The sequence below is a fragment of the Paraburkholderia phymatum STM815 genome (assembly GCF_000020045.1).
Classification (GTDB): Bacteria; Pseudomonadota; Gammaproteobacteria; order Burkholderiales; family Burkholderiaceae; genus Paraburkholderia; species Paraburkholderia phymatum.
Genome location: NC_010627.1, coordinates 67,243 through 86,567, shown reverse-complemented (window position 1 = coordinate 86,567; position 19,325 = coordinate 67,243). Strand labels below are relative to the sequence as shown.

At 65.3% G+C, this 19,325-nt stretch carries 11 protein-coding genes and 1 pseudogene; 3 read left to right on the top strand and 9 right to left on the bottom strand.

The features are described 5' to 3' along the window. Window positions 1–208: 208 nt before the first annotated feature. The 3 genes and pseudogenes from BPHY_RS36280 to BPHY_RS36270 all read left to right on the top strand — a co-directional run. Window positions 209–1,312: pseudogene (locus BPHY_RS36280) on the top strand (ISNCY family transposase); the annotation flags it as partial. Between the two features lie 283 nt (window positions 1,313–1,595). Next, on the top strand, window positions 1,596–2,567 hold the full coding sequence (locus BPHY_RS36275; protein ID WP_012406459.1) for a DNA-binding protein: 972 nt from the start codon (window positions 1,596–1,598) through the stop codon (window positions 2,565–2,567). Further along, window positions 2,564–4,090, top strand: coding sequence for a tyrosine-type recombinase/integrase (locus BPHY_RS36270; RefSeq protein ID WP_012406458.1), 1,527 nt, complete (start codon window positions 2,564–2,566; stop codon window positions 4,088–4,090). Before BPHY_RS36275 ends, BPHY_RS36270 begins: the two co-directional genes overlap by 4 nt. A 14-nt stretch (window positions 4,091–4,104) precedes the next feature. Here BPHY_RS36270 and BPHY_RS36265 read toward each other — a convergent pair whose 3' ends face one another. The 9 genes from BPHY_RS36265 to BPHY_RS36235 all read right to left on the bottom strand — a co-directional run bounded on the left by BPHY_RS36265 (window position 4,105) and on the right by BPHY_RS36235 (window position 19,248). Beyond that, window positions 4,105–4,683, bottom strand: coding sequence for a hypothetical protein (locus tag BPHY_RS36265; RefSeq protein WP_146174489.1), 579 nt, complete (start codon window positions 4,681–4,683; stop codon window positions 4,105–4,107). Then, entirely contained in the window at window positions 4,652–5,584 is a 933-nt protein-coding gene (locus tag BPHY_RS36260) for a DUF746 domain-containing protein (RefSeq protein ID WP_233445519.1), read from the bottom strand. The genes BPHY_RS36265 and BPHY_RS36260 overlap by 32 nt, the downstream gene beginning before the upstream one ends. A 150-nt stretch (window positions 5,585–5,734) precedes the next feature. After that, on the bottom strand, window positions 5,735–7,522 hold the full coding sequence (locus BPHY_RS36255) for a ShlB/FhaC/HecB family hemolysin secretion/activation protein (RefSeq protein WP_012406455.1): 1,788 nt from the start codon (window positions 7,520–7,522) through the stop codon (window positions 5,735–5,737). 83 nt (window positions 7,523–7,605) lie between these two features. Then, window positions 7,606–8,286, bottom strand: coding sequence for a hypothetical protein (locus BPHY_RS36250; protein WP_233445520.1), 681 nt, complete (start codon window positions 8,284–8,286; stop codon window positions 7,606–7,608). Further along, window positions 8,262–8,558: a hypothetical protein gene (locus BPHY_RS40655; protein ID WP_083775958.1), complete on the bottom strand. Its 297-nt coding sequence runs from the start codon at window positions 8,556–8,558 to the stop codon at window positions 8,262–8,264. The genes BPHY_RS36250 and BPHY_RS40655 overlap by 25 nt, the downstream gene beginning before the upstream one ends. After that, window positions 8,558–9,205 carry an immunity protein Imm33 domain-containing protein gene (locus tag BPHY_RS36245; RefSeq protein WP_012406453.1) on the bottom strand — a complete coding sequence of 216 codons (648 nt, stop codon included), beginning with the start codon at window positions 9,203–9,205 and terminating at the stop codon, window positions 8,558–8,560. The genes BPHY_RS40655 and BPHY_RS36245 overlap by 1 nt, the downstream gene beginning before the upstream one ends. A 103-nt stretch (window positions 9,206–9,308) precedes the next feature. Continuing rightward, window positions 9,309–9,632, bottom strand: coding sequence for a DUF6572 domain-containing protein (locus BPHY_RS36240; protein ID WP_012406452.1), 324 nt, complete (start codon window positions 9,630–9,632; stop codon window positions 9,309–9,311). Window positions 9,633–9,635: 3 nt separating this feature from the next. Beyond that, window positions 9,636–10,199, bottom strand: coding sequence for a suppressor of fused domain protein (locus BPHY_RS40650; RefSeq protein WP_012406451.1), 564 nt, complete (start codon window positions 10,197–10,199; stop codon window positions 9,636–9,638). 1 nt (window position 10,200) lies between these two features. Then, window positions 10,201–19,248 carry a two-partner secretion domain-containing protein gene (locus BPHY_RS36235; RefSeq protein WP_041766530.1) on the bottom strand — a complete coding sequence of 3,016 codons (9,048 nt, stop codon included), beginning with the start codon at window positions 19,246–19,248 and terminating at the stop codon, window positions 10,201–10,203. Between the last annotated feature and the right edge of the window lie 77 nt (window positions 19,249–19,325).

Genomic DNA, 19,325 nt, shown 5'->3' with positions numbered 1-19,325 from the left:
TACCTGAAGGTCAGGTATGCCCGGATAAGCGGGCATAGCCGATGACGCCGGGGAGGGCGAGCGCGGTGAGACTTGACATAAAAACCGCTGGCGGGCTTTGACATGTGTAGAAGCAATATGAGAATGTCGTGTTCTAGCAAGATAGAAATGTCGCGTTTTACCGTGGCTGGCAAGCTGGCAGTTTGCTGCGTGATCGCAGGAGCCAGTTATGAGCCCGGCCGCACTGGTGACATTGAGCATGCGCGAACTCGACCGTCTGAAGGTGATCCAGGCCGTGGTGGACCTCGGGCTCAAGCCCGGGCGTGCCGCCGAGCGACTTGGCCTGACGGTGCGTCAGGTCGAACGGCTGGTGGCGCGGTATCGTGAATCCGGCGCGGCAGGACTGGCCTCACGCAAGCGCAAGGCGCCTGGCAACCGGAAGCTCGATGAAGGCCTGGCGCTGCGTGCGCTGACCACCATTCGCGAGCGCTACGCTGATTTTGGGCCGACGCTGGCCTGCGAGAAGCTGCGCGAATGCCATGGCCTCGTGCTGTCGAAGGAAACCGTGCGGCACCTGATGACGGACGCCGGACTCTGGGTGCCGCGCAAACAGCGCCCGCCGGGAATCCATCAGCCACGTGCCCGGCGCGCGTGTTTCGGCGAGCTCATCCAGATCGACGGCAGCGACCACCGCTGGTTCGAGGAGCGCGCGCCGGCCTGCACCCTGCTGGTGTATGTCGACGATGCGACGAGCCGGCTGATGACGCTGCACTTCACGCCGACCGAATCGACGTTCAGCTATTTCGAGGCCACGCGCGCGTATCTGGAGCGCCATGGCAAGCCCGTGGCGTTCTACAGCGACAAGGCGAGCGTCTTTTACGTGAAGCGCCGCGCGGAGACAGCAGGCAAAGGTGTCACGCAGTTCGGCCGGGCGATGTACGAGCTGAACATCGACACCTTCTGCGCGAACTCAAGCCCCGCCAAGGGACGCGTGGAGCGCGCCCACCTCACGCTGCAGGATCGCCTGGTGAAGGAGCTGCGGCTGCGCGGCATCAGCACCATCGAGGCCGCCAACGCCTGGGCGCCCGCCTTCATGGCGGCCTATAACGCGCGCTTTGCAAAGCCGCCCAGAAGCACGTTCGATGCGCACCGGCCGCTGCGCACCGACGAGAATCTGGACGCGATCCTGACGTGGCGGGTCCGCCGCAAGGTATCACGTTCTCTGACCGTGCTGAACGATCGCGTGATCTGGCTGCTGAAGGACACGCCGGCGACCCGCCGGCTGATCGGCCGCTACATCGAGGTCTGGTATCCCCGTGATTTTCGTGCAGATTACGACGGTAGCCTGATCTAGGTGCGACAAGGGTTTCCGGTCTGCCCCTGTATTAATATGCAATAAAATCAAAGAGTTGCTGTCTGGTCTTTCCGTGTCACATGAAGACCGGGCTGGCGGCGCCTGTCCGGCGGACCTGGGTGCTGACCGGCTCATTGGCGTCTGTTTGGCCGCGATAATAGGAATTATCCTGCTTTGCGTCCATATTTCCACAATCTAGGGGATTTTCTATCGTTAGTAATGTATGGAATAATGGGCCTGAAAGTCCTTGCCAGGAGCCGCCATGTCCCGTCCAGCCGCCGCCACCCCCGACCAGATCCGCTCGACCGTGCTGGCGATGCTGGCCGAGGCCGGCGACGCGACCCCCGCCACGGGCACGCGCTTCCGGCAACTCGTCTCGGTGCGCAAACTCCGCGCGCGGCTCGGCGCGGGCGATCCCGCCACGCTCGCGCGGGCGCTGAACGCGATCGAGGCCGAGGTCGTGCGTACGGGCCTCGCCGAGATCGCGATCCCCGGCATCCCGCCCGACATCGCCGAACAGATGCGCGCGCTCTGGCAGGCAGCCGTCACGGTGCAGCTCGACGACGTCATGCACCTGAAGGCTGACGCGCAGCAGGCCATCGCCGCGGCCGACGCGGCGCGCACCGATGCGGAGCTGCGTGTCGAGCTGCTGCGGCAGGAACTCACCGAACTGCGGGCCGCCGTGGCCGCACGCGACGCCGAACTCGCCGACCTGCGTGCGCAGCATGGCGTGCTGAAGGACCGGTGTGCCGCGCTGGACGCGTCGGCACAGGAACAGCAGGCGCAGCTCGACGCCACCGCGGCCGGGCGCACCGCACAGGAACACGCGCACCGGGAAGCACTCGACGAGGCCCAGCACCGCTACGAGGCACTCTCGAGGCAACTGCTGCAGGAAACCGCCCACCAGCGCGAGGCCCTGAAGAAGGAGCATGCGCAGTCTGCCTCGCAGCTGAAGTTCGCCGAGCGGCGCGTCGCCGCGCTCGAAGCCGAACGCGACCGGCTTGACGGCGAGCTTCTACAGGAACGCGAGACCCGCCAGCAAGCGGTCGGCGAAGCCCTCGCGCTGAAGGCCGTCAACGCCAGCCAGCACGCGCAACTCAGTGAACTGATGCGCATCGTGTCGGCGCTTGAAGCGCCCCGGCGTGCGCCGGCGGCGTCGCCGGGTCTGGCCACGGCGAAGCGCACGCGGACCCCAGCCCGGGGCGGCGGCACCTCCCGCACGAAAAAGTCATGAGCGCCGCACCCGATCCCTCGGACTGGATTGACGATGGCGTCATCCCGCCGCGGCGACTGCCCGGCGAGATGGAGGCCGCGCTCGCGTACATCGCCGACGCCCTGGGTCACGTGGTCTACACGCGCTGGACGCTGGCCGCGATCCGGCGCCGGCATCCATCGCTGGCCGATGCGAAGACCGCACATCCGGCTGTCATGCGCCTGCTGCTCGATCATCCGGCCGCCATCGAATACTGGGACCGGGGCCGCGTGCGGACCGTCGCCGGTGACGATGCGCCGACACCGCAGGTGGTCCTGCAACGCGTGCTGCATACGCATCGCCGGCGTTTCAGGCATGCGTCCGACGCCGTGGTGCCGGTGTCGACGGGTGAGCCGGAACGGGAGCCGGCGGCACCGCCAACCCTCTCCCGGCCGCTGGTTGCCTGGCTGGCCCGCGCCGGCCGGTTCGCGGCCGTGACGAGTGCGACCAACACGCTCGGCGTCGGCGACGACGCCCAGGCCGTGGCGCTGTTCCTGCGTGATCGCGCGAGCCGCTCACCCCATACGCTACGCGCGTACCGCGCCGAATTGCGCCGGCTCGTGGCGTGGTGCGACACCCGCCAGCTTGGCCCCTTGTCGGATCTCACGCGGCATGACCTGCTCGCGTACCGGCAGGCGCTGCGCCAGCCGGCGCAAGACGCACCCGCCGATGCTCACCGTAAGGTATCCGAAGCCACGCAATCGCGCGCGCTCGCCGTCATCGCCAGCCTGTTCCGCTACTGGACCGAGACCGGCTTTCTCACCGCGAATCCCGCTGCGGGCCTCGTGCGTGGCGGCCGTTCGCGTGCGGGCTTCGTGCCACAGCGTATGCTGCCGCCAGCGCTGCTCGCCGCGTGCGACGCGTGGGTCGCCGAGACCAGTCCGGGCGAAGACGCGCTGGTCGCGGCGCGACGCCGCGCGATCTGGACGCTGTACCGCTACGCGGGCGTGCGGCTGGTCGAGCTGGTGTGGTCCGATGACGCGCATCTGCCGAAGCTTGACGTCGACCCTATCGGCACTCACGAGCAGTGGACGCTGCACGTGCTCGGCAAGGGGCGCAAGCCCCGCGCGATTCCGCTGCCGGCCGTCTGCGTGCCGGTGCTGCGGACCTACCGGCAGCTGCGGGGCCTGCCACCACAGCCGCCGCCCTTCGAACAGGCCGCGCTGATCCACGGCCTCAAGGGCGGCTCCCTCAAGGGTTCGGGCCTCTACGACGAGGTCAAGGCGATCTTCGTGGCGGCCGCCGATCGCCTCGCGAAAACGGATCACGCGGGCGCGGCGCGCCTGCGCCAGGCGTCGCCGCACTGGCTGCGGCACGGCTATGCCCGCGCGCTCGTCGTCGATCACCAGGTCCCGCTGCCAGCCGCGCAGGCGCTGCTCGGTCATGCGTCGGTGCAGACCACGGCCGCGTATGCAAAAACGGACCTGTCGCAGTTGCGCACGTTTGTCGACGCAACGTTCGCCGCGCCGGCCGGGCCCGGCGGCCCGTCGCGGTCCGGTTCGTAACGGGCGTTTGCACGCTACGCGTCCGCAGGGTCCGGCAGCGGCGACTGCGCGTCGCTCGCGAGGAAGGCGTGGATGCGCGCCCAACCGTCGGCATACCGGAAGGAAGGCAGCGCGCCGAGCTGTCCGTCATGCAGCGTGAGCACCTGCGCCAGTACGTCATGATCGGCTTCGGACAGCGTCCAGCATCCCTGATGATGTCCGCGCAGGCCGCAGCACTGGAGCGCGGCTTCCGCCGTGCGCAGCAGCCCGGGATCGACCGGATCATGGACGGCCTGCGCCATGAAGTACACGAGGTAGACCACCTTGAGCAGCACGCTCATCTGCTCGACGCTGCCGTGGCCGCCCCGCAGCGCCGTGAGCGCGAGGTGGTGCTCGAGCGAAAGCGCGCGGACCTTTGACGCGGGCAGCGGCAGCAGCTGTTCGCGTGTGCGGGGTTTTCTGCTGGTCCTGCGGGACGCGGAACGGAAAGACGAACGGGACATGCTGGAAACAGGTGACGAAAGCGGAACGATGGTAGCAGACAGGGCCGGCAGCGAAGCGCGGCAGGCAGCGACCATCACGTCAGGCCACAGCGGCAGGCGCGTCGTCGACACCCTGCCAGGGGCCGGCGTGCAGCAAGCCGTCGCGCTCGATGAGTTGCCGGCGCATCGAGATGAGCCGGCCGCAGGCGCCGCACCAGACACAGGGCGTGTCCGTTGCGGGCCGCACGCAGGCACGGATGCGCGAAGCCAGTCGCCCTGACGGATCAAGCTGCGCGCAGCGCGTGCGAAACTCGTCAACGAGCCGGGCCGTAATGGCCGGGTCGGTGTCGATCATGTCCGCGAGCTGGGCAAGCGGCAGTGGCAGGCCCAGATAGCGGATCAGTTCGCGCTGCCGCGCGGCATCGCGGTTCCGGGTGAACGGTGTCCCCGTGCGGCGGTTGAACTGCACACCACATGCCGGGCACCGGAAACGCGGCAGGCCGCTGACTGTGCCCTTGCGCCGGATGTGACAGCCGCCGCAGGCGGGACAGGCCGGCAGCGGGTCGTGACGCGGAGAATGGATCTCGTCGAAGTCGCTCGTTAGCGTGGCCGACAGGCCCCGGTCCTCGCGCGCGATGCCGACGTCAGGCAAACGCGGGGTCACGGGCTGCGCGGCGGTGAACCGCCCGCCCAGCCGGACGCCCGGTTCGTAGTGGCCGCTGGCATCGAGTTCGAGCAGCCAGCGGCGCACGAGCCGCACCGTTTCGAGCACGGTATGTTCCATCACGCCGAGCTGCCGCGCGGCTTCCGCGCAGCTTATCTCCTGTGGCAGCAGCGCGATCAGCTCCCCGGCCTGTTGCCGGACGGGCCGCTTCGACAGGGGCGTCCCGCTCAGACGGCTGAAGCAATGGCCGCACTGTTCGCACCGGTAGGTCGGCAGGGGACCGGTGCGCAGGCGCGCATAGCCCTTCTTGAGGATGCGGGTGCCACGGCATCGGGGACACGGTGGCACCGGATCGGCGTCGCACGACATGAGCCTCGCGACGTGCGCCTGCAGGAAGCGGACAAGCGCCTCTCCGTTGTCCGGACCCGGACCGTCAGCCACCGTCGGACGGGTGGCACCGGCAACCCCGCGTGTCGGGCCGGGCGTTCGTGAGACCTGCTGCGGATGGGGCATGGCTGGTCAGAACTGGGCGGTCAGCTGGAAACCGAGCGTCACGCGCGCGGTCGGAAAGCCAGCCGGTTTGTAGAGCGGGGTGCCGGCGAACAGGTCGTACGCGAAGCCACCCACGCGCGTCGGTACGCTGCCCCGCACGCCGATCACCGCCCCCGCGAGCTGCGTACCTGCCAGAAACGCCGTGTTCGGCCCGAACACGCGGCCGTAGTCGACGCCTGCATAGAGCGCCTGCCCGGTCTGCCCGATTTGCATCTGCAGTTCGTTGCGCCAGTAAAAGCCTTTCTCCGCCGCGAGCATCGTTTCACCGTCAAAGCCGCGCACCGTGTAGCGGCTGCCGATGGTGAGATCGTCGATGTAGAACAGCGTGTCGTTCGTGAACTGGCCGTGCACCGTTGTCACGTAGCGGAAATGCTGCGAGGCGACCGCGAACGGCACCGCCAGGTTCGCGTCGAGTACGGCCATATGATAGCGGTACGTCGGTCCGGTCGGATACGGGTCGGGGGTCGCGCCGAGGTCGCCGATGCCCTGGCGGTACGCGAGCGTGCCGTCGAACTGCGCCGTGCCGAAGTAGTGCCGGTCGGTCAGGCCCGCCTCGATGAACGTGTTGTTGCGATGCTGCTGCGTGATCTCGGTGTCGTCGATGAAGCTCGCGCCGAAGCGCTTCGTGAGCTGGAACTCGACGCCGAACACGTCGTTCTGGCTGCGCGAGAGCACGCGCGCGAGCCGCAGCGCGGCCGTCTGCGCGTTGCCACTCGATACGAACGTCTGGTTCACGCCGGCGATCTGCTGTGAATACGTGTTCGTGTTACCCGACACCGTCGCACTCCAGTAGCCCCACGGCACCGAATACGACCCGTTGAAGCCGTGCGAACCGAGCCTGTGGTCGCCGAACTCGAGGTCCTGGCTGGCGCCGAGCGCCAGCACGTCGTTCAGCCCGAGCGGATTGTCGAGGCCGACGGAGAGGTTGCCCTGCAGCTTGCCCGTCGCGCGACTGCCCGAGTTATCGACCGATGCGACCACGCTCCAGGGCTTCGCGCGCTTCACCGTAATCACGACATCGCTCTCGCCGGGCATGTCCGTCGGCGCAATCTGCATGTCGACATCCTGACTGGCAACGCGCTTCATCTGTTCCAGCCCCTGCTCGAGATCGCGCAGGTTCAGCAGGTCACCGTCGCGGGCGGGAAAGGCCGACTTCCATGTGCCGCGCGTGTCCGGATCGGCGAAGCGCAGATGCCGCACGACGCCGGGCACGAGCGCGACGTGCAGCGTGCCCGTCGAGAGGTCCTGCTCGGGCAGCAGCACGCGCGTCGTCACATAGCCGCGCGAGAGTATCACCTGTTGCAGCCCCTTCGTGAGCGTGTCGAGTCCGGCCTTGCCGATACACTGGCCCCGGTAGTGGTCGAGCCACGCGCGCGCAAACGCGAAACGGTCGAGCGGCAGTGCGGAGGCGCCCTGCCTGCGGACCGCGTCGGGCAGTGTGGCCGGCACGTCCAGCGCGAACGTATCGATGCGAAAGCACGGCGTTTCGGCCGGCAGGTTTGGCCAGGTGCCATCGCGTGGCACGGTCGAGCGGACCGATGGCGCATTGACGGTCTGTGCGCGTTGCAGCGCGTCGCGCTGCTGCTGGACCTGCTGGTTCTGTTCGGCGTCTGCTTTCCCTGCTGCCGCCTTGTCGGCGGGCGTCGGTGGTGTTGATTGCGCCCAGGCGTCCGCCTGGGCTGTCACACCTGCGGCCAGTAATGATAACGTCAGGATACCTGAACGTATCGTTGTTATTCTCGACTTCGGATTCATTGAATTTTGATCGACCAGCGAGGCCGTGACGGCTTCCCGCTGGTGCTGACTTACCCCGTAGTTTTCAGGTGAACGCTGATCGTTCAGTTATGGGAAGAGCTTCTGGTGACAGCCGATGCATCCTCTGGGCACTTCGGCGCTGTGCGCAGCGCCACGGGTTCATCCAGACCGTTGCCATCGATGCGATGAACCGAGACTGAACAGTACCGGGCGTGCCTTGAGCTTTCATCGACGCTCAGGAAAACGTCATAGTCCTGCCCGGCGACCGGCGTGAAGGTCATCGCGGACGGCTTGCAGGACCACGAATAGCCGCCGTACCGACCGCTGCCGACATCCCCGGCTGTACTCATCGACAGCGTGATCGGTTGCCCGGCTGGAACAACGTATTCGCGGATCAGGTCCTTGAAATGCAGGCCATCCGTGCGCATCCACGGTCGGGGACTTTGCGGCATGCCGATCACCACGCTGCGCGACGAGTACCTGTAGCGCGCCCAGAAACCGTCATCGACGCTGACGCGCTGCGGGTCGGTCTGCCACGCATTCGTGTAGCAGGCGCCGGCCCTGAGTGACGCTGCCTGCAGGTCATTGCCCGACTGGATCCGCACGCGGGAAGAGGTTGCCGGATCGTAATCGGGCTTCTCCGTCGTGACATAGTGAGCTGGCGTACAGCCTGTGGCGAACGCAAGCGCACCCGTCAATGCCAACGCCTGGATGTGGTTCTCGAGCTTCCTTTGTGCGGTCATTCTTTTCGCTTGTATGCCCATAGTTCCAGCGTTTTGCTTCGAAGCGGACCAGGTGCATCGACTCGCAGACATTGCACATTGACCGACTCACGATCAAAGTGCGATGCCAACTCAGATCCAACTTCCTCCATTGTTTCTGCGTCTTCTTCCGATATCTCGCCGTCAAACACAACGCCCACTGTTATGTCGTTTCCCGACACGCTGCAAGTCACCGCTCGAATATTCGCGGTGATATGCCCGAGCAGTGACGATTGCAGAGCGAGTAGCAATCGAACTCTAAGGTCGTTATTCATTACGGTCGTCCTGGCAGTCGGCGCAAGAGGTCGCTGGAATCTGATCCGACTACCTTTTTGCCATAGCTGATGTTTACTTGCCCGTCCTTCAGCACGACGGATGACGCGGCGGGCAAAGCGAGGAAGGGAATTATTTCCGGGCGCTTGCTCGCAACTTCGAACAACGAGGCTAGGCGCCCATCGCTGGAGACGTTCTGTTCTGTGGTGAACAGCCATCCCGAATCGGTACCCGTAGGCTGGTCACGGAACATCTGAAAGTCCTTTGAAGCCATAAAGTCCGGGGATATGACACCGGACTGCCGCAAAGAAGGAAACGCTGGTTCAGCACCCACCAGTTCGGCCACGCTTTTTTGGACGATAAGTTGTCGGTACGTCTTGCTTGCGCCGCGTTCCCAAACAATCGGAATCTCCCCGAACCGAGGCTCCCAAACGTCCAATTCACCGCCTTCCGTCGACTTGAGCATGAGCATCATCCAACCCACCTGGACGGTTTCGCCAGCCCGAAAAACCGTTCCTTGGCTCACCGCGTCTTCAAAGTAAGAAAGTATCGACTTTGCTCCGAACTCGGGGCCGGACGGCATCGAAACCACGATATTGGGATGTCCAGACTGTCCCTGAAAATTCGATTTCATTTCCGTCGACGTCATTTCCCTAGCATCGTATTGGTACGGTTGTCGTGCGGCGAAGCTTATTGGCCTGCCGCGAGCGATTGCAGTTTGGACAAACTACGTGCGACCGGCTTCCATTGGTCTAGCCGACTTGATATACCAAGTCGAATCCAGCACCCTGGACTATCTCGCGAGCTTTTCCGATGAAGTGCAATGCCTCGGACGATGGTTCAAACTTCATCGCGATTTCGATTTCGCACTTACACCGCTCCGCGTCAGGATAATGCTGCTCTAACTCACCGCCCTCCAGGAACCGAAGATATCTGTTAATTTTTTCCTGTAGGAGAAGCAGGTGCTCGTCTACAGGGTTGGTCCATTCGAGATGGTCAGAAATGATCAAGCGCGCGATTCCCTTGCTCGGATCAAGGGCAACAATATCCACCACGTTTGTATCGAGGATGGACATTCTTTATCCACCTTGAACGACGGATGACCGGTCCAAATCAAGCAGGTCGGGATTGGCCTTTTCAAGAGCATCCTCAAACTGATTCCATCCCTGTGTCTTGGCGAACCTGCCTTCTGCTTCCATCAACGGAACTAACCAGACGAATACTGTCGGGCTCCCATCGTCATCGTATCGAGCGAGTTCCTCGGGATAGATGACAGGGTTAGATGCGTAGATCGCATTCGCAGCGACGCCAGGTATAAGGGGCGCACTTGGACCGATTACATCGCCTCGCAGTAGCGCACGCTGTCGATTTCGCACTTGTGCGCCAAATGTCAGCAGGAATGAACCAACATGTGGCGCTTGATAGCGGTCCCATGCCGCAAACAGCAGTTCTTGGCCGCAGTGATTACCGTTGGGCAGTGAAACCTTGGATTCGCTCAGTCCGAGAGTCGCGAATGTGGAAGCACCTTGAAATGGTTGGTTCGGAAAGCGAACGACACGCAGCGCGTTACCAACGGTCGAATCGTCTTTCCATCCTTCAGCGATTGGACCGAGATTCGTTTCCAGATGTTCAATGAGTGTCATGTTATTGGCCTGCCGGATTCGCACCACGCGAGCGATTGCAGCTTGGGCATTCCAAGCGCGTCCCGCTGTTGTATTCGTTGATAACTTCCTGTCGCGTCATCCCTGTAAGATCACGCTGACTCCAAGGGGGTTGATGGTCAACGTCCCAATCGCGAGCGCCTTGACCGGGAGCAACAGTCACGTCCTTGCCGCAGGTCGGACAAGCCTTTGTCCCATCGGTCGACCCATCTGCGGCATTGTCCCACGCATCCACCACGGTCTGTTTGCGGAAACCAGAGGGGCGTGAAGTTGGATCGGTCGCGAGCGTCGCATTGTCAGGTTGGTACGCCGCTGATCCCGTACCGCCAGTTAACGCCTGTCCTGCGCTATCCACAAGCACGGCACCAGGGCTTTGCGCTGGCGGCTCACCACCGCGCATACCCGTAACTGCGGTCACCCCGTTTACGGCACCCTGAGCCATCAGGCTCGCAGGAGCCTCGGAAATCTTGGCCTGAGCATCGGCCTTTGCCTTGTTGCCGACCTGATTCCCCAGGTTTGCCGCACCATTTGCTGCCGATCTGGTCTGCTGCAAGACCCAGTCACCGGCACGGTTCACGGGATCGGTCAGCGCATCAGCAAGGCTGTACTGGAACAGACCCGTTGCCCTGAGTTCCTTTTGCTCGGTGAGATAGCCAGCACCGCGATTCTGCGAATCCTGGGCCGCAGCCTTCGCAGGATCGTTATCCGACAGTTGCGCCGCACACTGCACGAGCGCGCACGCCGCGTCCGCCAGTCGCTGCTTCTCTTCCGGTGTTTCTCCTGCCTGCAATTGGGCCAGTTTCTGCTTTTCGTTCGGGTTCAGCTGGCGGTTGTACATGTCCGCATTCGATGCCGTGAACGCCCCTGCGTTGCCGCCGACGAGCGCGCCCGCAGTACCGGCAATCGCATTTGCGAGCACGTTGCCGAGAATGCGGTTCGCAGTCGCATTGCCGGTCGGGTCTGCACTTTGAATCTCGGCGCTGATGTCGTTCAGCTTGCCTGCCATGGTCGCCGACACGCCCGCACCCGCTGCCCCGCCCAGCGCGCTCCCGATGCTGCCGCCACCGATACCCGCCACCAGCGCCCCACCGGCGACGTGCAGCGCGACGCGATCCGTCCCGCCTTCACTCCAGTCGGCCGCGTCCTGCTGATATTGAGCGGCCTGATCAGTCTCGCCCAGCAGGTTCGCCGCTTTCGCGCCATCCTTTGCAGCCTGCTCGCGGATGTCGGAATACGTGCCGATATCCTTCGCCACCGCTTCGCCCGCCGCACTCGCCGCACCCATCACGTCCGCCTGGTTCGACAGCAGGGTGTTCACGTCGGGCAGTTTCGACACGGTGCCGTTCGTGCCGGTCGTGTCGCGGTTCAGGCTCGCGATATCCTGCTTCTGGTTCGCCGCGTCCGTCACCGTGATCGAGCCTGCGCTCACGCCGCTCTTCGTGGTGGCGCTCGAATGGCCGCTATCGGACTGGCTGAGCATCGGCATGAAGCCCGACGTGCCCGCGCTGAAACCGCTGCTCGATGCGCTGTAGTCGGAGTGGTTCTGGATGTCCGAGAAGGTGAGCGTGCCCGTCGTCAGGCTGTTCTTCGAGGCGCCGGCGGCGCTGGCAATGACGGCGCCTTTCAGGTCCGTATTGCCCCTGACGTTGATGTCGAAGCCGCCCGCACCGGCCTGAATGCCTGCCTGCTCGTTCACGCCCGCGTAGTTGCCGCTGGCGCTGCCGTGCTGGCTGCTGATGCTCGCGCTGCCGCCGCCCTGGCTGATGCTGAAGCCGCCGCCCGAACTGTCCTGATGCGCGCTGGACACCGTCGTGTCCTGCACGCTGGCGATGTTCAGGTTGCCGCCGACGTTGGCCGACACGCGGTTGCCGCTCACATCCGCGCCGGTGATGTTCGTGTCGCCGCCCGAGACAATCGACACGCTGTTCGCGCCGGCGACGTGCGTGTTGTTCTGCGTGGCGGCATCACTGTTGGCATCGCCATGCGCCTTGCTCATCGAAGCGGTGACGCCCCAGCCCTTGGTGCCGTACGACACGCCGACACTGGCGCTGCTCGACTCGTTGGTGCTGCGCGTCGAATCGGTGTTTGTCGAATTGACGAGGTTCACCTGGTTCTTCGCGCTCAGCAGCACGTCGTTCGCGCTCACATCCGAACCGGCAACCGTGATGTTGCCGCTGCCGGGCGTGCCCGCATTGTCACCGCCACCGGTCGCGGTGAACGACGCGGTGCCGCCTGCCTTCACCGACGAACGCGTCTGCGTGGTCTGGTCTTCCGTGAAGGTGTTCTTCGACTGGCTCGTCCCCCACGACAGCTGCACGCTGATGTCGGGCGTACCGCCGCCCGCGAGCGACCCCACGGCGCTTGCGGCGTTGCCCGCCGCGGCAATCGTGTGCAGCGCCTTCGCACGGCCGTCCTGGCTGCTGCCCGCCGCCTGGGTCTGCTGGACCGCCGCCTCGATCGCCTGGCCCACGCTGCCCCCGAGACCCAGCGTGAAGCCGCTCGTCTTCGTTTCCTGGGTTTCATCGTGATGCGACGTGCCCGTCGCGGCATCCAGCGTGATGTTCGCCGCCGTGCCCGTGACGTTCTGCGCGGCAATCACATCGCTGCCCGTCACGTGCAGGTTGTTGCCCGCCGTCATCGCCACGCTGCCGCCCGTGCTGCCGACAAGGCTGCCGTTCTGCGTGACCGAACTGTCGTGCGTGGTGTTCTTCGTGTCGCTGTTGCCGTACGAAATGCCATTGCCCGTTGCGCCCAGCCCCGACTTCACATCCTCGTGGAAATGGCTCGCGTCGCTCGTGTTCTGTGTCGTGGTGATGGTCAGGTCGTGATCCGCCGACAGCGCCATGTCGTGCGTCGACGCGAGCGTCGAACCTGCCACCGTGAGATCGTGACCGGCATTCGCATTAACCGTATCGCCCGCCACGGTCGAACCGACGGACAGCAGCTGGTGCGAGGTCTTCGTGTCGGTTGTGGTTTCGCTCGACAGGAAGCCGGAATGGTTGACATGCGACCAGCTCTGCGCATCGTGGGTCTCGCTGACCGCGCCCACCGTCACATCACCCGTCGCGGCGAGCTTCACGGCGCCACCGGAGAGGCTGCCATCGGCAGTGGTGGTGCCCGTGGTCACGCTTGAGCCCAACACGGACAGGTTGCCGCCGCCCGGGGCGTTCGGCGTGGCGGGTGCGACGCTCACGTGATACGGCGAGAGCAGGGCTGTTGCGGCCTGGGTCTGGCCGGCCGCGAGCAGCAGGTCACCGCCCGCGTTCAGGCTGCTGCCCTGGGCCGTCTCGTCGTAGGAGGAACTGGTGTGCTGCGCCCGGCTGCTGCCCAGCGACTGCTCATTATGCGAATGGGTGTTCTTTGCCGCCGTCACTGTCAGGTTGTTGCCCGCGATCAGCGAGGCGTCGCCGCCCGTCTTCACCGTCGCATCGGCGAGCGTCGTGTCGCGCCCCGACACGGTCACGAGGCTGCCGCCCGTGGTGATCATGCTGCCGACGTTCTGCGTCACGCTGTCGTGCCCGCCGTTAAGCCGGTCGCGCGTCCAGGCATCCTGCGTGGACGTGAGCGCCACTGTGCCCACGTTGATGTCGCGGCCTGCGCCGATGGCGGCGTTGTTGCCGGCCTGGATCGACGCGCCCGCGAGGTTCACATCGCGGTCCGCGATAACCTGCGCATTGCCCGCCGCCGAAATCGTGCCCGTCGCCAGCGCCTCCTGCGTGACCGCCACGCCAACGAGGCCCGTCGTGCTCGCGGTGCCCCGCACACTGACGGTGGCGGTTTCGTTGACCACATCGCGCCCCGCCGTGACGTCCACGTCCTGCCCGCCGATGCGGCCGCTGACATTGCGCACATCCTGCACCGCCGCCACGGCCGTCGTGCCGCCGCTGCCGATCACGCCGCGGTTGACGATATTGTTGCCGAGCACCGTCGTCGCCACATCGCTGACGATATGGCCGCTGTTCGTCACGTCGCCCGAGGCGTTCAGCGTCACCGCGTTGCCCGCCACCAGCGCGCCGCTGTCCTTCAGGTCCACCGTATCGCCCTGCGCCAGATAGAGCTTCGGTACCAGCACCGTCTGGTGCGTACCGTCGGGTAATGTGACATCCTGCGACACGAGCCACACCATGTCGGTCGTGAGCTGCTGCATCTGCGCGTCGGTCAGCCCGACGCCGACCGTGAGACTGAACGCTTTCGAATACGCCACGCCGTTGTTCATCAGCGCGGTATATTCATCGAGGTTGTCCGCATACCCGGCGAGGAACGTGCGGCCCGTGAGCTGCGTCACCTGGTTGAGGATCAGCTGTTCTTCGTAATAGCCGTCGCCGATGCGCTTTTCGATCTGCTGCGGATTGAGTCCGAGCTGGCCCAGCATGTAGTCGCTGGAGATGAAGCGGCTGTAGCTCGTGAAGCGCGGATCGGTCGCGATCAGCCAGGTGGCACCCGGCGCGGTGCGATACGAGAAGAGGCCGTTGACGGGCAGCGCCAGATTGGGGATGCCGCCTGACGCGCTGCCCAGCGTCTGGGGCCGGCTCACCTGGCCGGCCACGCTACCGGGCAGGGTGCCCGTCGCATTGCCGCCCGTGACACCCGAGCCCGTCACCGTCTGCCCCACACGGTTCACACTGCCGATGCTGATCGAGGCCGCGTCGGTCTGCAGGCTCTGGTTCGACGTGGCAATCGCCGGCAGCGCATCGACGGTCGAGGACGCCGTCGTGACGACAGCGCCGGGCGTCTGCGTGTCGTTGCTGCCGCCCGTCTTCTGGTGCCAGTAAAACGTCGATGAAGTCGAGTCGTCGATGGTCTGCTGCAGCACCGTACCCGTGTCGTTCACGCTGCCGCCCGTCGCACGGCGCACGAGGTCGCCACCGGCCGCCATGGTGGACGACTGGTTATTGATCGAGCCGCCATCGGCATTGATGCGGATCGCGCCCTGCGCCTGGATTTTCGCCGGCGTGCCGGCATTCACGAGCTGGTCGGTGCTGATCGTCGTCGTCGTGGTGCGCGACATCTCCACATAGTCGTGGCTGGCGGTCCCCAGGTCATAGCGGACCTGCACCTGATCCGGCCGGATGTTGACGTTCGGGTTGAAGTCCGGCCAGAAAGTGATCGAATACGTGCCGTCGCCGTTGTCCGTGAGGCTGTTGTACCACTGCGTCGCGTTGTTCGTGATCGTGCGCGTGGCGCTGGTGTTCGCGTAGTGACAATGGCCAGCGCCGTTGCACACCTGGACCAGTGGCGTCGACGCGCTGACGTACGTGTCGGTCAGCGGCGTCGTCAGCGAGAACGTCTGCGCGCCCGTATCCAGGTTGGTGACCTGCGACCTGGGCACGGTCACGGTAATCGGGTGCGAGAGCGCACCCACCGCCGCCGTCCCGATCGCGCCCGCGTCCATGAACCACTGCGGATAGACGGAACTCTCGTAGTAGCCCAGGTCGCTGATGGGAATCCCCGCACTCCAGAAGGTCAGCGTCGTGGAGCCCGTCGTCTGCGGCGTGCCCGCCTGCGTGACGACACCCGTACGCAGGTTGTTCACCGTATGCGCGGCGATGTCGATGTCGCCGGCCGCCTCGATGTCCGCCGCGCTGTTGGTGAGCGTGTTCATCTGGTCGGCGAGCATCCCCGTCGCGTCGCGCGTGCCGTCCTTCGCGATTGCCAGGTTGCCACCGCTGTAGATCAGCGCGCCATCCGCGTTTGTGACCGAGTTCGACGCGTAGATGTTGACGCTCTGTGCGCCCGCGATGACGGCGGCCGCGCCCGTGTTCGACACATCGGTCGCATTGACCTGCACGATGTTGCCGATCACAGCGCCCGTGTTGGCGAGCGTCGCACTTGTCGTCGTCACCGCATCGCCTTCGATGCGGCCTGCATTCGTCAGCGTGCCCGTCGCGTTGACGGTCGTTGTCGCCGAATTGATGTCGGCACCCGCCGCGTTGACGACGTTTGCGCCGGACGCGGTGAGCGCGCCCGCCGCTGCGAGCGTGCCCGTGTTCGTGAGCGTGCCGGTGGCGGAGACGCTCATGTCGCCGTCCGCGTGCAGGCTGTTCGCCGCGTCGTTCGTGTAGTCGCCGGCGACGCTCAGCGACAGGTTGCGGCCCGCCGTCATCTCGCCGTCGCCGCTCACCGCGCCGCTGACGGTAATGTCGCGGTTGGCGCGGATCGCGCCGCCCGCGTTCGACAGTGATGCGACATTGACCGACACATCCGTGCCGCCCAGCATCGCGCCGCCGTCATTGACGACAGCGGCACTGGCCTGATTGAGATTGAGCGCCGTGCCGCCGAAAATCGTGCCGCCCGCATTGTTGACGCTTTGCGTGATGTTCAGGTTCGCCGCGCCACCCGCCACGAGCTGCGCGCCTGCATCGTTCGCGAGCGTCTGCGCATTGACCGTCACGTCGCCATTTCCGCCAAGCGTGCCGCCCGTGTTCGTCACGCCGCTCAAGGCCGTGATGGTGGTGGCGCCGTCGCCCGCATTGGTCAGTGTGCCTGCGGTATTGTCGATGCTGGCCGCTGATACGCTGGCCGTACTGTGTGCGCCGTTTGCATTCACGGTGCCCTGGGCATTGGTCAACACGCCGTCTGCGCTGACTGACAGGTCGCCCGCCGTCTGCACGGAACCGCCCGTGTTGTCGAACGCGCCCTGTGTGGTCGCCGTCAGGCCGTTCTGGCCATAGAGCGTGCCGCCCTGGTTGACGATGCCGGACGTGACGCTGACCTGCGCCGTGCCCTGGGCGGACAGCGTTCCGGCGCTGTTGTCGAGACTGCCGGCCTGCGCAACGAGTGCGCCATTCGTGGCGATCTGACCCGCCCGGTTCGAGATGGCACCCGTCGTATTCACGGCAAGCGTGCCTGTCCCCGCGTGCTGGACCGAGCCGCTGTCATTGACCAGATTCTGCGCGGCGACGCTCAGGTTCGCGGCGTTCGATGCAATGGCGCCGCCCGTGTTGTCGAGCGTGCCGCCTGCGCTGAGGCTCTGGCTCGCTGTGCTGTACTGCGTGAGGTGGCCGCCCCGGTTCACGAGGTCGCCGGAGGTCGACACGGCGAGCGTATCGCCGTCGATGCTGCCGCTGGTGTTATCGATCGATGCAGCCGAAACCGTCGTCGCCGCGCCCGACATCGAGCCGCCCGTATTGCTGAGCGCGCCGGTTGCCGACGCATTGAGCGCACCGCCTGCGGTGAGACTGCCCGCGTGGTTATCGATGGTCTGCGCGCGCACGGTCGCGTCGCCTGCCGCGTTGAGCTGCCCCTGGTTCGCGAGCGTCCCGGCATTGACAGCGAGCGCGCCATTCGTGCCGATCACGCCGCCCGTGTCGCCTGTCGCGGTCGTACCGCCTGCGTTCACGAGCGCGCCCGTCGTGGTCACAGAAAGCCCGTCGCCGTTGAGCGACACGATGCGGCCCGCCGTGTTGTCGAGCGACGCCCCATCGAGCGCAGCGCGGCCCGCCGACTGGATCACGCCCTGACGATTGCTGATCGCACCCGCCGTGTTCAGGTCAAGCGCCGATTGCGACACGATCTGGCCGCCCGCATTGGAGACGTTTGCCGCCGCCAGCTGCATCGCGTTGCCGCTGGAGAGCCTGCCGCCGTCGTTCACGAGCGTGCCTGCTGCGTTCGCGTTCAGCGCGCCGCCTGCGGTTGTCGTCGCGCCCGCGAGGTTCAGGTCGCCACCGCTTGCCGTCAGCGCCAGCGCGCCGTTCGCCGACGTGTTGCTGCCCGCGAGATTGACGGACGTGCCCTGTATCGCCGTATTGCCGCCGCCTTCGTTACGGCCCGTGGCCGTGACCGCGCCGCTCGCGCTGACGGTCAGGTCGCCCGCGCTGGCAATCGTGCCGTCGCCATTCACGCCCGCGCCGAGGGTGCCCGTCGAGGCGACACTGCCGGCGTTGATGGTCGTGTTCTGCTGCGCGGCGAGGGTGCCGCTATTGGTCAGGCTTCCTGATGTATTGACGGAAACGGATTGCTGGCCGTACGTCGTTCCGCTATTATCGACGCCGTCGTGCGCCGACAGCACCATGTTGCCGCTCGCATTGGTCTGTCCGGCGAGCAGCAGTTTGCCCTGGGTGGTCAGCGTCAGGTCGCCTGCCTGTGCGGCGACGACACCGGCAAGCGACACGCCGACGCCGTTCTCTGTGCCAACCAGGCGGATTTTCCCCGAGTACATGCCGCCCAGCTGGCCGACATCGATGCTCACGGCGGGCGCGGCGCCACTGACAGTGATGGGCGTCGCCGCAAGCGTGTCGTGATCAACTCGGTTCGCGCCGGTGATCACGTTCAGCGTGTTCGCATAGATCGCGGCATTGGCCTGCACGGCACGGGCAATGAGGTCAACCTGGTCGACGTTGGATGCGTTAAATCCGGCACCCTGGACCGTAATGTTGCCGCCGCTCACGTTGAAACCGGTGAGATTGCCGCTCGCATCGATGAGCGGGGTGCCCGTCGTCAAAATGCCACGACTGGTGTTGATGAAGCCGCCACCATCAACCACGATGCCCGAGGGATTGGCCAGAATGACCTCGGCCCGGTTGCCGGCGACCTCAACATAACCTTTCAGTTGCGAGGCCGCACTGCTGTTGACCTGGTTGACGATAATCCTCGCCGACTGGCCGGGCGCGAAATTCGGGTTGCCATTGATATAACCCGCCTGCTGCGTGTTGACGATCGTGGGCGAGTTGTTCAACACGACGCCGGCCTTCGGCACATCGAACTGCGAATAGGTATTGAGCGACACGCCGGCGCCACCAGAGGGCGCGTTGATGTTCACCTGCTGCAGGCCGTTCTGTGTCTGGATCACGCCCGGCGCGTGCGCTCCACCCCCGACCACCTGCGCGTCCACCAGCAGGGGCGCAGCCCCTGCGAGCGTGAGCACCGCAAAAGCCACATGACGCAGCGCGAATAGCGAGATGGTCTTCGCACTGGTCGACTGAACAGTGGTTTCTCCCTGGTTGCTCTTGCCGGCCCCAGCAGCCGTCTCCTCGACGGCCACGAGCATGCCCCTGAGTTTGCTATACACCAGCCGGTAGACTCGGTTATTCATTTTCTTTATTCGCACTGCTTAATTGGAAGGGTGCTGTACTGTGCCGAAAATCCGGATCAGCGACTGTGAAGAATTGT

Coding starts and splice junctions, on each gene's coding strand:
- BPHY_RS36275 (WP_012406459.1), top strand. CDS start 1,596: ATGTCCCGTCCAGCCGCCGCCACCCCCGACCAGATCCGCTCGACCGTG.
- BPHY_RS36270 (WP_012406458.1), top strand. CDS start 2,564: ATGAGCGCCGCACCCGATCCCTCGGACTGGATTGACGATGGCGTCATC.
- BPHY_RS36260 (WP_233445519.1), bottom strand. CDS start 5,584: ATGTCGTGCGACGCCGATCCGGTGCCACCGTGTCCCCGATGCCGTGGC.
- BPHY_RS36255 (WP_012406455.1), bottom strand. CDS start 7,522: ATGAATCCGAAGTCGAGAATAACAACGATACGTTCAGGTATCCTGACG.
- BPHY_RS36250 (WP_233445520.1), bottom strand. CDS start 8,286: ATGGGCATACAAGCGAAAAGAATGACCGCACAAAGGAAGCTCGAGAAC.
- BPHY_RS40655 (WP_083775958.1), bottom strand. CDS start 8,558: ATGAATAACGACCTTAGAGTTCGATTGCTACTCGCTCTGCAATCGTCA.
- BPHY_RS36245 (WP_012406453.1), bottom strand. CDS start 9,205: ATGACGTCGACGGAAATGAAATCGAATTTTCAGGGACAGTCTGGACAT.
- BPHY_RS36240 (WP_012406452.1), bottom strand. CDS start 9,632: ATGTCCATCCTCGATACAAACGTGGTGGATATTGTTGCCCTTGATCCG.
- BPHY_RS40650 (WP_012406451.1), bottom strand. CDS start 10,199: ATGACACTCATTGAACATCTGGAAACGAATCTCGGTCCAATCGCTGAA.
- BPHY_RS36235 (WP_041766530.1), bottom strand. CDS start 19,248: ATGAATAACCGAGTCTACCGGCTGGTGTATAGCAAACTCAGGGGCATG.